This window comes from Paraburkholderia sp. CNPSo 3076, from assembly GCF_026343935.1.
In the GTDB taxonomy this organism is placed as follows: Bacteria; Pseudomonadota; Gammaproteobacteria; order Burkholderiales; family Burkholderiaceae; genus Paraburkholderia; species Paraburkholderia nodosa.
Map to the genome: position 1 here is coordinate 215366 of NZ_JAPMAL010000002.1, position 15445 is coordinate 230810.

General features: G+C 65.0%; 9 protein-coding genes. 5 read left to right on the top strand and 4 right to left on the bottom strand.

Features of this window, described 5'->3' with window-relative positions:
* The first annotated feature begins 50 nt into the window (after window positions 1-50).
* Window positions 51-623: a phasin family protein gene (locus M3A49_RS03310; RefSeq protein WP_254352861.1), complete on the top strand. Its 573-nt coding sequence runs from the start codon at window positions 51-53 to the stop codon at window positions 621-623.
* Window positions 624-852: 229 nt separating this feature from the next.
* On the opposite strand, the gene lpdA is transcribed toward M3A49_RS03310, so the two are convergent.
* The 3 genes from lpdA to aceE all read right to left on the bottom strand — a co-directional run bounded on the left by lpdA (window position 853) and on the right by aceE (window position 7172).
* A complete protein-coding gene (gene lpdA / locus M3A49_RS03315) occupies window positions 853-2631 on the bottom strand; it encodes a dihydrolipoyl dehydrogenase (protein ID WP_266227456.1) in 1779 nt (592 codons plus the stop codon).
* Window positions 2632-2726: 95 nt separating this feature from the next.
* Window positions 2727-4397, bottom strand: coding sequence for a dihydrolipoyllysine-residue acetyltransferase (gene aceF, locus M3A49_RS03320; protein WP_266227457.1), 1671 nt, complete (start codon window positions 4395-4397; stop codon window positions 2727-2729).
* 78 nt (window positions 4398-4475) lie between these two features.
* On the bottom strand, window positions 4476-7172 hold the full coding sequence (gene aceE, locus M3A49_RS03325; protein WP_266227458.1) for a pyruvate dehydrogenase (acetyl-transferring), homodimeric type: 2697 nt from the start codon (window positions 7170-7172) through the stop codon (window positions 4476-4478).
* 295 nt (window positions 7173-7467) lie between these two features.
* Here aceE and fixL point away from each other — a divergent pair, with 295 nt between their 5' ends.
* The 4 genes from fixL to M3A49_RS03345 all read left to right on the top strand — a co-directional run bounded on the left by fixL (window position 7468) and on the right by M3A49_RS03345 (window position 14045).
* Window positions 7468-9981 (top strand): oxygen sensor histidine kinase FixL, encoded by a 2514-nt coding sequence (fixL, locus tag M3A49_RS03330; RefSeq protein WP_266227459.1) that lies wholly within the window; start codon window positions 7468-7470, stop codon window positions 9979-9981.
* A complete protein-coding gene (fixJ, locus tag M3A49_RS03335; protein WP_254315147.1) occupies window positions 9978-10625 on the top strand; it encodes an oxygen response regulator transcription factor FixJ in 648 nt (215 codons plus the stop codon). The genes fixL and fixJ overlap by 4 nt, the downstream gene beginning before the upstream one ends.
* Window positions 10626-10845: 220 nt before the next feature.
* The gene (folD, locus tag M3A49_RS03340; protein WP_266227460.1) at window positions 10846-11700 is read left to right on the top strand and encodes a bifunctional methylenetetrahydrofolate dehydrogenase/methenyltetrahydrofolate cyclohydrolase FolD; all 855 of its coding nucleotides are present in this window, start codon (window positions 10846-10848) and stop codon (window positions 11698-11700) included.
* 245 nt (window positions 11701-11945) lie between these two features.
* Window positions 11946-14045, top strand: coding sequence for a M3 family metallopeptidase (locus M3A49_RS03345; protein ID WP_254352867.1), 2100 nt, complete (start codon window positions 11946-11948; stop codon window positions 14043-14045).
* Between the two features lie 82 nt (window positions 14046-14127).
* Here the strand turns inward: M3A49_RS03345 and M3A49_RS03350 are convergent, their stop codons facing one another.
* Window positions 14128-15414, bottom strand: a complete 1287-nt coding sequence (locus M3A49_RS03350; protein ID WP_266227461.1) for an amidohydrolase family protein — start codon at window positions 15412-15414, stop codon at window positions 14128-14130.
* Window positions 15415-15445 lie beyond the last annotated feature (31 nt).

Consider the following 15445-nt stretch of genomic DNA (forward strand, 5'->3'; position numbering starts at 1 on the left):
CACTTACTTCAGGCGACCCACGAAGGCCGCCGACATCCAGGAGCGTAAACATGAGTCTGCTGACCCCTGAGCAATTCGCTGCTGCCCAGAAAGCCAACCTCGAAACCCTGTTCGGCCTCACCGGCAAGGCATTCGAAGGCGTGGAAAAGCTCGTCGAATTGAACCTTCAGGCCGTCCGCTCGAATCTGGCGGAATCGCAGGAACACGCCCAGCGCGCACTGTCGGTGAAGGACGCGCAGGAATTGCTGGCCCTGCAAACGAGCTATGCCCAGCCGCTGACCGAAAAGCTGCTGTCGTATGGCCGTCATGTGTATGAAATCGCCTCGGCCACCCAGGCTGAGTTCGCGAAGGTCGCCGAAGCCCATTACGAAGAGCAGAACCGCAAGGTTCAATCGCTCGTCGACAACGTCGCGAAGAATGCGCCGGCTGGCTCGGAAACCGCAGTCGCCGTGATCAAGTCGGCCATCAACGCCGCGAACACGACCTACGAAACGGTCCACAAGGCGACGAAGCAAGCCGTGGAAATGGCGGAAAGCAACTTCAACGCCGCCACCGCTGCTGCGAGCAAGGCCGCCGCTCAGGCGTCGCGCTCGGCTGCCGCTTCGGCCAAGAAGCCTGTCTGAAAGTTGTATTGAACCGGTGCGTGCGCTGAAGCAGCGGCGCACCGGGCGCCGGACCTGAACGCTCCGGCATGCCGCCCCGGCATGCCGCTTGCCCGGTCGCCGACCGGGAATCTTTTTACGCTCCGGCGCCTCTCGCAGTACATACCGCAGGATCCAAAAGCAAACGGCGCACCCCTCAAGGCGTGCGCCGTTTCTTCATGCGCGCCGCAACGAGCGGCGCGCCACGAACTTACTTCTTCTTCTGCGGCGGCAGGTCGGTACAGACGCCTTCGTACAGCTCGGCGGCCATGCCGATCGATTCGCCCAGCGTCGGGTGCGGGTGGATCGTCTTGCCGATGTCGGTCGCATCCGCGCCCATTTCCACCGCGAGGCAGACTTCGCTGATGAGGTCGCCCGCATTCAGGCCGACGATACCGCCGCCGATCACGCGATGCGTCTCTTCGTCGAAGATCAGCTTCGTGAAGCCTTCGTCGCGGCCGTTGGCGATCGCGCGGCCCGAAGCGGCCCACGGGAACACTGCCTTGCCGTACTTGATGCCCTCGGCCTTGCACTGGTCTTCGGTCTTGCCGGCCCACGCCACTTCCGGATCGGTGTAGGCCACCGAAGGAATCTGCAGCGCGTCGAAGTACGCCTTCTCGCCATGCGCCGCTTCCGCCGCCACGTGGCCTTCATGCACGGCCTTGTGCGCGAGCATCGGCTGGCCGACCACGTCGCCGATCGCGAAGATGTGCGGCACGTTGGTGCGCATCTGCTTGTCGACTTCGATGAAGCCGCGATCCGTCACCGCCACGCCAGCCTTGTCCGCGCCGATCGTCTTGCCGTTGGGCGAGCGGCCCACGGCGACCAGCACGAGGTCGTAGCGCTGCGGCTCGGCCGGCGCCTTCTCGCCCTCGAACGCCACGTAGATGCCGTCGTCCTTCGCCTCGGCCTTCGTGGTTTTGGTCTTGAGCATGACGTTCGCGAAGCGCTTCGCGTTGTACTTCTCCCAGACCTTCACGAGATCGCGGTCCGCGCCGGCCATCAGGCCGTCGAGCATTTCCACGACGTCGATCTGCGCGCCGAGCGTCGCGTAGACGGTGGCCATTTCCAGACCGATGATGCCGCCGCCGATCACGAGCATCTTCTGCGGAATCTGGCGCAGTTCCAGCGCGCCGGTCGAATCGACCACGCGCGGATCTTCCGGCATGAACGGCAGCTTCACGGCCTGCGAGCCCGAAGCGATGATCGCCTGCTTGAACTTGACGATCTTCTTGCCGTTCTCGCCCGCCACTTCCATATGGTTCGGGTCGAGGAACGTGCCGACGCCCGTCACGACTTCGACCTTGCGCGCCTTCGCCATGCCGGCCAGGCCGCCCGTGAGCTTCTTGACGACGCCCGACTTGAAGTCGCGCAACTTGTCGAGATCGATCTGCGGCTTGCCGAACGTGATGCCGTGCGAGCCGAGCGCTTCAGCTTCGTCGATTACGAGCGCCGTGTGCAGCAACGCCTTCGACGGAATGCAGCCCACATTCAGGCACACGCCGCCGAGCGTCGAATAACGCTCGACCAGCACGGTCTTCATGCCGAGGTCGGCGGAGCGGAACGCCGCCGAGTAGCCGCCGGGGCCTGCGCCGAGCACGAGCATGTCGCATTCGACGTCGGCGCTGCCGCTGAAGCTGCCGGCTTGCGGTGCCGGTGCTGTGGCCTTCGGTGCTTCGGCGGCCTTGGGCGCTTCCGCAGCTTTGGGCGCTTCAGCCTTCGGAGCCGGCGCGGCCGCCGCTTCCGACGCTTCCGACGCTTCGACCAGTGCGATCACCGTGCCCTGCGAAGCCTTGTCGCCAGCCTTGATCTTCACTTCCTTGACGATGCCCGCGACGTCGCTGGGCACTTCCATCGTGGCCTTGTCCGACTCGAGCGAGAGCAGCGTCTGCTCCTTCTCGATCACATCACCGGCCTTGATGTTGACTTCGATGACGTCGATGTCCTTGAAGTCGCCGATATCCGGCACTTTCACTTCGACGAGACTCATGGTGTCCCCTACCCCTAAAGGATGACCGGCCGCGCCTGCCGCGGCGCGCACGCCAATAGCGTGCGGCGCGGCGGCGCGAGCCGGTCAGATCGGTTTTACAGAATCACGCGGCGGAAATCGCCGAGGATCGAAGCGAGGTACGCGTTGAAGCGCGCGGCAGCCGCACCGTCGATCACGCGGTGATCGTACGAGAGCGACAGCGGCAGCGTGAGGCGCGGCACGAACTGCTTGCCGTCCCACACCGGCTTCATTGCGCTCTTCGACAGGCCGAGGATCGCCACTTCCGGTGCGTTGATGATCGGCGTGAAATGCGTGCCGCCGATGCCGCCGAGCGAAGAGATCGAGAAGCAGCCGCCTTGCATCTGGTCCGGCTTGAGCTTGCCTTCGCGCGCGAGCTTCGAGAGCTCGGCCATTTCCTTCGCGATGTCGACGAGACCCTTCTTGTCCGCGTCGCGGATCACCGGAACGACGAGGCCGTTCGGCGTGTCGGCCGCAAAACCGATGTGGTAGTACTGCTTGAAGACGAGGTTGTCGCCGTCGAGGCTCGCGTTGAACGTCGGGAATTTCTTCAGTGCCGCGACGCAGGCCTTGATGACGAACGCGAGCATCGTGAACTTCACGCCCGCCTTCTCGTTTTCCTTGTTCAGCTGCACGCGCAGCGCTTCGAGGTCGGTGATGTCCGCTTCGTCGTTATTCGTGACGTGCGGGATCATGACCCAGTTGCGGTGCAGGTTCGCGCCGGAAATCTTCTTGATGCGCGAAAGCGGCTGCGTGTCGATCGGACCGAACTTCGTGAAATCGACCTTCGGCCAGGGCAGCAGGTTCAGACCCGCGCCGCCGGCGGCCGGTGCGGCGGCAGCGCCAGCCGGAGCGGCCAGCGCGCCCGTCATCACGCCCTTCACGAACGCGGTGACGTCGTCCTGGGTGATGCGGCCCTTCGGACCCGTACCCGCAACGCGGGCAACGTCCACGCCGAGTTCGCGCGCGAACTTGCGCACGGACGGCGAGGCGTGGCTCGGACGGCGCGTGCCGCCTTCGCCTGCCGGAATGATCGGCGCTTGCGCGAGTGCGGACGGCGCGGCGGCAGCGGGCCTGGCGGGCGCTTGCTGGGGCGCATCCGCCGGCTCTTCGACGTGCTTCGCAGCCGGTGCGGCGGTGGGAGCCGCGGCGCCTTCCGCTTCGACGACGACGATCTCGGTGCCTTCCGACACGTTATCGCCGACCTTGACCAAGATTGCCTTGACGACCCCGGCCACGGGGCTCGGCACGTCCATGGTCGCCTTGTCCGACTCGAGCGTGACGAGCGACTGCTCCTTCTCGACGCGGTCGCCGACCTTCACGCCGATCTCGATGACCGGTACGTCCTTGTAGTCGCCGATGTCGGGGACCTTGACCGACTGCGCGCCGCCGCTCGCGGCGAGCGCTGCAGCGGGAGCCGGCGCAGCCGCTTGCGCGGGCGCGGCGGCAGGAGCGGCCTTCTCTGCCTTCGCAGCGGGCGCGGGAGCGGCGGGAGCGGCGCCTGCGCCGGCGCCGTCGAGCACCAGCACGAGCGAGCCCTCCGACACGTTGTCGCCGACCTTGACCTTCACTTCCTTGACCGTGCCCGACGCTGGGCTCGGCACGTCCATGGTCGCCTTGTCCGACTCGAGCGTGACGAGGGACTGCTCTTTTTCGACGGTATCGCCCGCCTTCACCAGCACCTCGATCACAGGAATGTCCTTGTAATCGCCGATGTCCGGCACCTTGACTTCGATCGCTTGACTCATTGTTAGTGTCTCCGGGGCCGCATACGACACGCCTCCCCGCTTCGGGGAGGCGCGCATGCCATGCACAGGGGTGATGGGTTAGACGGTCATCGGGTTGGGTTTGGACGGATCGAGGTTGTACTTGGCGATCGCCTCGCCAACCACCTTGCGCTCGATTTTGCCTTCGTCCGCGAGCGCATTGAGCGCCGCAACCGTGGTCCAGTAACGATCGACTTCGAAGAAGTGACGCAGCTTCTCACGCGTGTCCGAACGGCCGAAACCGTCGGTGCCGAGCACCACGAACTTGCGCGGCACCAGACCGCGGATCTGGTCGACCAGCGCTCGCACGTAGTCGGTCGAAGCGATGATCGGACCTTGCGTGTCCTTCAGCAGCTTCTCGACGTGCGATTCGCGGCGCGGCTCGCTCGGGTGCAGCAGGTTCCAGCGCTCGACTTCGTGACCTTCGCGAGCGAGTTCGGTGAAGCTCGGCACGCTCCAGAGGTCGGCTTCGACGCCCCAGTCGTTCTTCAGCAGGTCGGCGGCGGCGATCACTTCGTTGAAGATCGTGCCCGCGCCCATGAGCTGAACGCGCGGCGCCTTGGCGTTCGCATCGGCCTTCTTGAACGAGTACATGCCCTTGATGATGTCGGCCGCCACGCTCTCGCCCTGCGGAATCGCCGGGTGCTCGTAGTTCTCGTTCATCACCGTGACGTAATAGAACACGTCTTCCTGGTCCTGCACCATGCGACGCAGACCGTCCTGCATGATGACCGCGAGTTCATAGCCGAACGTCGGGTCGTAGCTCACGCAGTTCGGCACCGAAGCCGCCCACAGGAGCGAGTGGCCGTCTTCGTGCTGCAGACCTTCGCCGTTGAGCGTCGTGCGGCCCGCCGTGCCGCCCAGCAGGAAGCCGCGCGAACGCATGTCGCCCGCGGCCCAGGCCAGGTCGCCGATGCGCTGGAAGCCGAACATCGAGTAGAAGATGTAGAACGGGATCATGATCTCGCCGTGCGTCGAGTACGACGTCGCAGCTGCGATCCAGTCCGACATGCCGCCGGCTTCGTTGATGCCTTCCTGCAGGATCTGACCGGTTTCCGATTCCTTGTAGAACATCAGCTGGTCGGAATCTTCCGGCACGTACTTCTGGCCTTGCTGATTCCAGATACCGATCTGGCGGAACAGGCCTTCCATACCGAAGGTACGCGACTCGTCCGGCACGATCGGCACGACGCGCTTGCCGAGCGCCTTGTCCTTCAACAGGATGTTCAGGATCCGCACGAACGCCATCGTCGTGGAGATCTCGCGGCCTTCGCCCGTGCCCTTGAGCAGCGGCTCGAATGCGTCGAGCGCCGGCACCGGCAGCGACTCGGCCTTCTGGCGGCGAGCCGGGAGGTAACCGCCGAGGTCCATGCGCTTCTGGCGCATGTATTCGAGTTCCTTCGAACCTTCCTCGAACGTGAGGTACGGCACGTCGACGATCTGCTCGTCCGTAATCGGCAAGCGGAACTGGTCGCGGAACTTCTTGAGCTGATCCACCTGCATCTTCTTCTGCTGGTGGGTGATGTTCATGGCCTGGCCGGCTTCGCCCATGCCATAGCCCTTGATCGTCTTCGCGAGGATGACGGTCGGCTGGCCCTTCGAGTTCGAAGCCTCGTGGAACGCCGCGTAGATCTTGTGCGGGTCGTGGCCGCCGCGGTTCAGGTTCCAGATGTCGTCGTCGGACCAGTCGGCGACCAGCGCCTTCAGTTCAGGCGTGTTGAAGAAGTGCTCGCGCACGAACGCGCCCGACTCCGACTTGTACGTCTGGTACTCGCCGTCGACCACTTCCATCATGCGGCGCATCAGCGCGCCCGACTTGTCGCGTGCGAAGAGTGCGTCCCAGCGGCTGCCCCAGATGACCTTGACGACGTTCCAGCCGGCGCCGCGGAACTCGCTTTCGAGTTCCTGGATGATCTTGCCGTTACCGCGCACCGGGCCGTCGAGGCGCTGCAGGTTGCAGTTGATGACGAACACGAGGTTGTCCAGACGCTCGCGCCCGGCCATGCCGATCGCGCCGAGCGATTCCGGCTCGTCCGTTTCGCCGTCGCCGAGGAAGGCCCAGACCTTGCGGCCGTCGGTCTTGGCAATGCCGCGCGCCTGCAGGTACTTCATGAAGCGCGCCTGGTAGATCGCCATGATCGGGCCGAGACCCATCGAGACGGTCGGGAACTGCCAGAAGTCCGGCATCAGCCACGGGTGCGGGTACGACGAGATGCCCTCGCCGCCCACTTCCTGGCGGAAGTTGTCGAGCTGCTTTTCGGTCAGGCGGCCGAGCAGAAACGCGCGCGAGTAGACGCCCGGCGACGAGTGGCCCTGCACGAAAACAAGGTCGCCGCCATGGTCGGCCGACGGCGCGCGCCAGAAGTGGTTGTAGCCGACGTCATACAGCGTGGCCGCCGACGCGAACGAAGCGATATGGCCGCCCACGTTCGTATGCTTGCCCGCGCGCAGCACCATGGCCATGGCGTTCCAGCGCGTGTACGAGCGGATGCGGTGTTCGATGTCCTGGTCGCCCGGGTTCCTCGCCTGGTTGGCGACGGGGATCGTGTTGATGTACGGCGTGTTCGCCGAGAACGGCAGATGCTCGCCGTGCACGCGGGCGAATTCGATCTGCTTTTCGATCAGGTAGTGGGCGCGATCAGGACCGACAGTCGAAATGACGCCGTCCAGCGCTTCGAGCCATTCGGCGGTTTCCTGGGGATCCTCGTCCTTGTCGGCGGCAACGTACTTGAGGACTTCGTCGGGTACAGCGGACATGCTCGTCTCCTGGATGTAGGGGAACGCTGTTGATCGGACCATGCGGGCGGCGACGCTTAAGACGTGACCGGGCCAACCGCAGCAGCTTCGGGGCGATTGTAATGACCCCCCCGACCATCGCGCAACAAAATTTTCGAATTGCGAGATGCGATTTTATAATGCGAAAAAATGCTGCAGCGCACGCTTAATCGTTCGCGCCCTTGAGCCGATAACGGCCAGTTTGCACCCGTTTATCGGCGATTTACGGCTTTTTTCGCGGCATTTCCGTGTCTTACGCTGAGCTACAATCCTTGCCATGTTGACCGAACGGCTTTTCGCACGCTCGGCGCGGCCGCCCGGAACGCCCGGCGAGTCGTCGCCATCTCGCTGGCACCACGGACCCTGGTGGTCGAATTCCTATTTGCTGACGCCACTCCTGTCGATCCTCGTGTTCCTGATCGTCATGAGCCTGATCTTGTGGAGCCTGAACCGCCGCGAGCAACAACAGCAGGAAGACACGCTCTACCGCAACGTCGCATGGGCCCAGCAGCAGATCCGGCTTTCCATGACAGGCGCGCAGGAGCAGCTGCAGGCGCTCGCTCGCGATCTCGCCGCGGGCCACAGCGATCCGCAGTATTTCCAGACGTCCACCACGGACATCATGCAGGGCCATCCGGAGATCCTCTATCTGAACTGGTATACGAGCCAGGAGGAGCCGCGCTGGCCCAACACGGCGATGCCGGTCTTCGGCCAGCGCCTCGCGAAGCCCAACGACGCGCAAATGGACGAGGCCGTGAAGGCCGCCTTCGCCGAGGCGCGCGCCACGCGCCGCCAGGTGTATTCGCCGCTTATTTACGACGACGTCGGTAACGGCTACATCACGCTGCAAACGCCGGTATACCGCGATCGGGAATTTCTTGGTTCGATCGCGGCCGTGTTCTCAGTCGAAGGCATCCTGAAGCACGACATCCCGTCCGAACTGTCGGCCAAGTACAAGATTTCGATTCTCGACGCGAACAACCGCGAGCTCGCCACCACCTCGACGCGGCCGCGCCTGCCGCGCGACGTCTATTACGACCTGCCGCTCGACCCGCCCGGCCAGGGCGTTTCGGTACGCGTGTACTCGTATCCGCAGATGACCAACTTCACGAACAACACGCTCGTGTGGCTGGTCGCGGGGCTGTCGTGCTTCGTGCTGTGGAGCCTCTGGAGCCTCTGGAAGCACACGCGCCAGCGCTTCGAGGCACAGCAGGCGCTCTACGCGGAGGCGTTCTTCCGCCGCGCGATGGAAAACTCGGTGCTGATCGGCATGCGCGTGCTCGACATGCACGGCCGCATCACGCACGTGAACCCGGCGTTCTGCCGCATGACCGGCTGGGACGAAAGCGACCTCGTGGGCAAGAACGCACCATTTCCCTACTGGCCGCGCGACGCCTACCCCGAAATGCAGCGCCAGCTCGACATGACGCTGCGCGGCAAGGCGCCCTCCTCGGGGTTCGAACTGCGCGTGCGCCGCAAGGACGGCTCGCAGTTCCACGCGCGGCTCTATGTCTCGCCGCTGATCGACAGCTCCGGTCGCCAGACTGGCTGGATGTCGTCGATGACCGACATCACGGAGCCCAAGCGCGCACGCGAAGAACTCGCCGCCGCGCACGAGCGCTTCACCACCGTGCTCGAAAGCCTCGACGCCGCCGTCTCGGTGCTCGCCGCCGACGAAGCCGAACTGTTGTTTGCGAACCGCTACTACCGCCATCTCTTCGGCATCCGCCCGGACGGCCATCTGGAACTCGCGGGCGGCGGCGGCTTCGATTCGGCGAGCGCCTCCTCGGATTCGATCGACATGGTCGACGCCTTCGCCGGCCTGCCCGCCACCGCGCTCACCGAGAGCACGGCGGACGCGCAGGAGGTCTACGTCGAGAGCATCCAGAAGTGGTTCGAAGTGCGCCGCCAGTACATCCAGTGGGTGGACGGCCACCTCGCGCAGATGCAGATCGCGACCGACATCACCACGCGCAAGCAGGCGCAGGAACTGGCCCGCCAGCAGGACGAGAAGCTCCAGTTCACGAGCCGCCTGATGACGATGGGCGAAATGGCCTCGTCGCTTGCGCACGAGCTGAACCAGCCGCTCGCCGCGATCAACAACTATGCCTCGGGCACCGTCGCGCTCGTGAAGTCGGGCCGCGCCGCGCCCGACAACCTGCTGCCCGTGCTCGAGAAAACAGCCCAGCAGGCCGTGCGCGCGGGCATGATCATCAAGCGCATCCGCGAATTCGTGAAGCGCAGCGAGCCCAAGCGCCAGGCCACACGCGTGGCCGACATCGTCGCCGACGCGGTGGGCCTCGCCGAGATCGAGGCTCGCAAGCGCCGCATCCGCATCGTGACCGACATGCGCTCGCGCATGCCCGTGATCTACGTCGATCCGGTGCTGATCGAGCAGGTGCTCGTCAATCTCTTGAAGAACGCCGCGGAAGCCATGGCCGATGCGCGCCCGAATGCGATCGACCCGGTGATCCGCGTGATCGTGAAGCGCGAAGGCGGCAACGTATGCATCAGCGTGGTCGATCAGGGCCCCGGCGTCGACGAAGCCACGGCCGAGCGCCTCTTCGAGCCTTTTTACAGCACCAAATCGGACGGCATGGGCATGGGCCTGAACATCTGCCGCTCCATTATCGAATCGCACCGCGGGCGTCTCTGGGTGGTCAACAACGTCGAATCCGACGGCCACATCAGCGGCGCAACGTTCCATTGCAGTCTGCCTATCGGCGAATCGGACACCCTCTCGCGGAACGCCGACGAACCGACTCCACAAACCGTTACGGGAGAGTCATGAACAGCCCAGTCACCACCCAGGAAACCGTCTTTGTTGTCGATGACGACGAGGCCGTACGAGACTCCCTGCGTTGGCTCCTCGAAGCGAACGGCTACCGCGTCCAGTGTTTCAATAGCGCGGAGGAGTTCCTCGAGGCATACCAGCCGGCGCAACAGGCCGGCCAGATCGCGTGCATGATTCTGGACGTGCGCATGCAGGGCATGAGCGGCCTCGAACTGCAGGAACGCCTGATCGCGGAAAACGCCTCGCTGCCGATCATCTTCGTGACGGGCCACGGCGACGTGCCGATGGCCGTCTCGACCATGAAGAAGGGTGCGATGGATTTCATCGAGAAGCCTTTCGACGAAGCCGAACTGCGCAAGCTGGTGGAGCGCATGCTCGACAAGGCGCGCAACGAAAGCAGCAACGTGCAGCAACAGCGTGCGGCCGCCGAACGTCTCGGCAAGCTCACGGCGCGCGAGCACCAGGTGCTCGAGCGCATCATCGCGGGCCGCCTGAACAAGCAGATCGCCGACGACCTCGGGATCAGCATCAAGACGGTGGAGGCGCATCGCGCCAACATCATGGAGAAGCTCAACGTCAACACGGTCGCCGACCTGCTGCGTCTCGCGCTCTCCAACAAGCCGCAACAGGCGCAGCAGTAAGCGCGTCTTTCTCCGGCAGCATGCGCGCGCGCCACGGCGCGCGAATGCTGCCGGCGGCGTCTCGCCGCAACTCTCTTCCCTCGCCCATCGTTGGTTCAGGCTCGCCCGCCGCGCGGGTATAATGTCGCCCTTCGAATGGCGCCCGCCCCACGCGCGCCAGCGCTCGCGCCCGCACGAGCGCACTCGAGCCCGCATTGCCCACTCTCGACCCCGACCGACCATGACTGCCACTATCATCGACGGCAACGCCCTCTCCAAGAAACTGCGTGCGGAAGTCGCCACGCGCGCCGCCGCCCTCAGCGCCCGCGGCCATCAGCCGGGACTCGCCGTCGTGCTGGTCGGCGACAATCCGGCGAGCGAAGTCTATGTGCGCAACAAGATCAAGGCCTGCGAAGACAACGGCCTCTACTCGTCGTACGACCGCTATGCCGGGTCGCTTTCCGAAGCCGACCTGCTCAAGCGCATCGACGAGTTGAACCGCGACCCGAAGATCAACGGCATTCTCGTGCAGTTGCCGCTGCCGAAGCACATCGACAGCCACAAGGTGATCGAGGCCATCGCGCCCGAGAAGGACGTGGACGGCTTTCACGTCGCCAACGCGGGCGCGCTCATGACGGGCCAGCCGCTCTTTCGCCCCTGCACGCCCTATGGCGTGATGAAGATGTTCGAGGAATACAGGATCCCGCTCGAAGGCGCGAACGCCGTGGTGATCGGCCGCTCGAACATCGTCGGCAAGCCGATGGCGCTCCTGCTGCTCGAAAAGGGTGCGACCGTCACGATCTGCCACAGCAAGACGCGCGACCTCGCGAAGCACACGCGCGACGCCGATATCGTGGTCGCCGCGGTGGGCAAGCGCAACGTGCTGACCGCCGACATGGTGAAGCCCGGCGCGACCGTGATCGACGTGGGCATGAACCGCGACGACAACGGCAAGCTCTGCGGCGACGTCGATTTTGCGGGCCTGAAGGACGTGGCCGGCTTCATCACGCCGGTGCCGGGGGGCGTCGGCCCGATGACCATCACGATGCTGCTCGTGAACACGATCGAAGCGGCGGAGCGCGCGGCAGGCGCGTAAGCAACACGCGACGACGCGTCACAGCATGACGTTCCCGAAGCGGCCCATCACGGGCCGCTTTCTTTTTTGCGGCGCCGCCCGCTCGCACGGCGACAGCCGCGATTGCGCCACCGCCTCCCGACATCTGTTAATTTGCTCGGATAACCCGGTTGGAAAGCGCGCCTGGCGCCCCAATACTCTGGCTATCGGGCGCGCGTGCCGCGCCCCGGTCCCCTAACCCGCGACAGACAGGAACAGGAAGCATCATGGCTACTACCCCCTCCGACAATCCGCTCCTCGACTTCACCGGACTGCCGCGCTTTGGCGAAATCCGCCCCGAGCACGTGACGCCCGCGCTCGACGTCCTGCTCGCGAACGCGAAGGCCGCGGTCGACCGCGCCGCGCAACCCATGACGCCCGCGCAATGGAGCGACGTGGTCGAGCCGGTCGAGCGCGCCAGCGAGCCGCTTTCGCGCGCCTGGGGCGTGGTCGGCCACCTGAACGCCGTCGCCGACACGCCGGAACTACGTGCCGCCCACGGCGAGAACCTGCCGCGCGTGACCGAATTCTGGTCGAGCGTCGGCCAGAATCTGGAGCTTTTCAAGAAGTACAAGGCCATCACGAATCACAACTCGTTCGAGCTGCTCTCGGGCGAGCGCAAGAAGATCCTCGACAATTCGCTGCGCGACTTCCGCCTCTCCGGGGCGGAATTGCCCGAAGACCAGAAGCCGCGCTTCGCCGAACTGCAGGAGCGCCAGGCCGCGCTCGCCAAAGCCTTCTCCGACCACGTGCTCGACGCGACCAACGGCTACGCATTCTACGCCACCAGTGAAGCCGATCTCGCGGGCCTGCCGGAGGACGTGATCGCCGCCGCACGCGAAGCCGCCGAGCGCGAGAACAAGGAAGGCTGGAAGTTCACGCTGCACTTCCCCTCGTACTTCCCGGTCCTGCAGTACTCGGAAAACCGCGCGATGCGCGAGACGATGTACCGTGCCTACGTCACGCGCGCGTCCGAACTTGGCCCCGTCTACGGCAGCGGCAAGGCCGAATGGGACAACACAGCGATCATCGAGGAGCAACTGAAGCTGCGCGCCGAAGAAGCGAAGATGCTCGGCTACAACAACTTCGCCGAAGTCTCGCTCACGCCGAAGATGGCGGAAACGCCGGCTCAGGTGATGAGCTTCCTCGAAGACCTCGCCACGCGCGCGCGCCCGCACGCCGAAAAGGACTGGGAAGAGCTGCGCGAATTCGCCGCGAGCGAACTGGGCCTCACGCAGATCGAGCCGTGGGACATGGCGTTCGCCGCCGAGCGTCTGCGCCAGAAGCGCTACTCGTTCTCGGAAAACGAAGTGAAGCAGTACTTCCCGGAAGACTTCGTGCTGCAGGGCCTGTTCAAGGTCACGGAAACGCTCTTTGGCGTGCGCATCCTCCCGGACAGCGCGCCGGTGTGGAATCCCGATGTGCGTTTCTTCCGCGTGGAAAACGCGGACGGCACGCTCGTCGCGCAGTTCTATCTCGACCTCTATGCACGTGAAGGCAAGCGCGGCGGCGCATGGATGGACGACGCCCGCTCGCGCCGCAAGCTCGAAGGCAATGACGTGCAAACGCCCGTCGCGTATCTCACGTGCAACTTCTCGGCCCCGGTGGGCGGCCGCCCTGCGTGCTTTACGCACGACGAAGTCATTACGCTCTTCCACGAGTTCGGCCACGGCCTGCACCACATGCTCACGCGTGTGGACGAACTGGGCGTGTCGGGCATCAACGGCGTGGAGTGGGATGCCGTCGAACTGCCCTCGCAGTTCATGGAAAACTTCTGCTGGGAATGGGACGTGGTGCGCGAAATGAGCTCGCATGTCGAGACGGCCAAGCCGCTGCCACGCGAACTCTTCGACAAGATGCTCGCCGCGAAGAACTTCCAGAGCGGTCTTGGCACGCTGCGCCAGATCGTGTTCTCGATGTTCGACATGGCGCTGCACGTGGACTTCGACGCTTCGAAGGGCAAGAGCGCGAACGACCTGGCACGCGAGATCAACGAGCGCTACCACGTCATTCCACAGGCGCCGTTCTCGCGCTGGCCGAACACGTTCAGCCACATCTTCGCGGGCGGCTACGCGGCCGGCTACTACAGCTACAAGTGGGCCGAAGTGCTTTCCGCCGATGCCTATGCCGCCTTCGAGGAAGCCGCGCAAGCCGCGAAGTCGAGCGTGCTCGACGAAGCGACCGGCACGCGCTACCGCAAGGAAATTCTGGAAGTGGGCGGCAGCCGCCCGGCGATGGAATCGTTCAAGGCCTTCCGCGGCCGCGAGCCGAACATCGACGCGCTGCTGCGCCACAACGGCATGGAGCAGCCGCCGGCACAGCAGTGAACACGTGACTCGCTCGTAAGCGATCCGAACTAAAACCGCGCCTGGGTTGCGACCCATGCGCGCTTTTTTATTGCCCCGCGTTTTATCGATGCAGCCTGAAATCGACGCTTTGCGGCCGTCCTTCGAGCGCAAGCGCCGCGCGCTGCGCGGGTTGCCGGCTCACCACCCTGCCCCGGCTCACGACCGCGAGCCGCGCCGCGCGCAGCCGGATCGCCTCGATGGCGTCGCCCGCGTCGAGCACCACGAGGTTCGCCGCGCAACCGGGCGCCACGCCGTAGCCTTCGAGGCCGAGGATCGTCGCGGCGTTCACAGTCACCGCGTCGAAGCAGGCGCGCGAGGCGTCGGTGCCCGTCATTTGCGCGACATGCAGACCCATGTGCGCGACTTCGAGCATGTCGCCCGAGCCGAAGCTGTACCACGGGTCCATCACGCAGTCGTGGCCGAACGCCACCGTCACGCCTGCCGCCATCAACTCGGGCACGCGCGTCATGCCGCGGCGCTTCGGGTAGGTATCGGAGCGCCCTTGCAGCGTGATATTGATGAGCGGATTCGCAATCGCCGCGACACCCGACTCGCGCATGAGCGGTATCAGCTTGCTCACGTAGTAGTTGTCCATCGAATGCATCGACGTGAGATGCGACCCGGCCACGCGCCCATGCAGGCCCAGCCGATGCGTTTGCGCCGCGAGCGTTTCGATGTGGCGCGAGAGCGGGTCGTCGGATTCGTCGCAATGCATGTCCACGCGCAGGCCCTTGTCGGCGGCGAACTCGCAGAGCAGGCGCACCGATTCGGCGCCCTCCACCATCGTGCGCTCGAAGTGGGGAATGCCGCCCACCACGTCTACGCCCATCGCGATCGCGCGCTTGAGATTGTCGAATGCACCGGGGCTGCGCAATACGCCATCCTGCGGAAACGCCACAAGCTGGAGATCGAGATATGGCGCGACACGGCGCTTCACTTCGAGCAGCGCTTCGACCGCGAGCAGCCGTGCGTCGCACACATCGACATGAGAGCGGATCGCGAGGAGCCCGCGCGCGACGGCCCAGTCGCAGTACTGCAGCGCGCGTTCGACGAGCGCCTCCTGCGTGAGATGCGGTTTGAGCTCGCCCCACAGCGCGATGCCCTCCAGCAGCGTGCCCGAGGCATTCACGCGCGGCAGGCCATACGAGAGCGTGGCGTCCATGTGGAAATGCGCATCGACGAACGGCGCGCTCACGAGCGCACCCGCGGCATCGATCTCCTCGCGCGCCGCCGTCGTGAGATGCGGCTCCACGGCCGTAATGCGCTCGCCCTCGATGCCGATATCCACCGTGGGATACCCGGCGGGATGCGCATGCGCGAGCACCGCGCGGCGAATGATCAGGTCCATCTGCGGCTCCTTGTTCTGGCGTGGCGGCGTG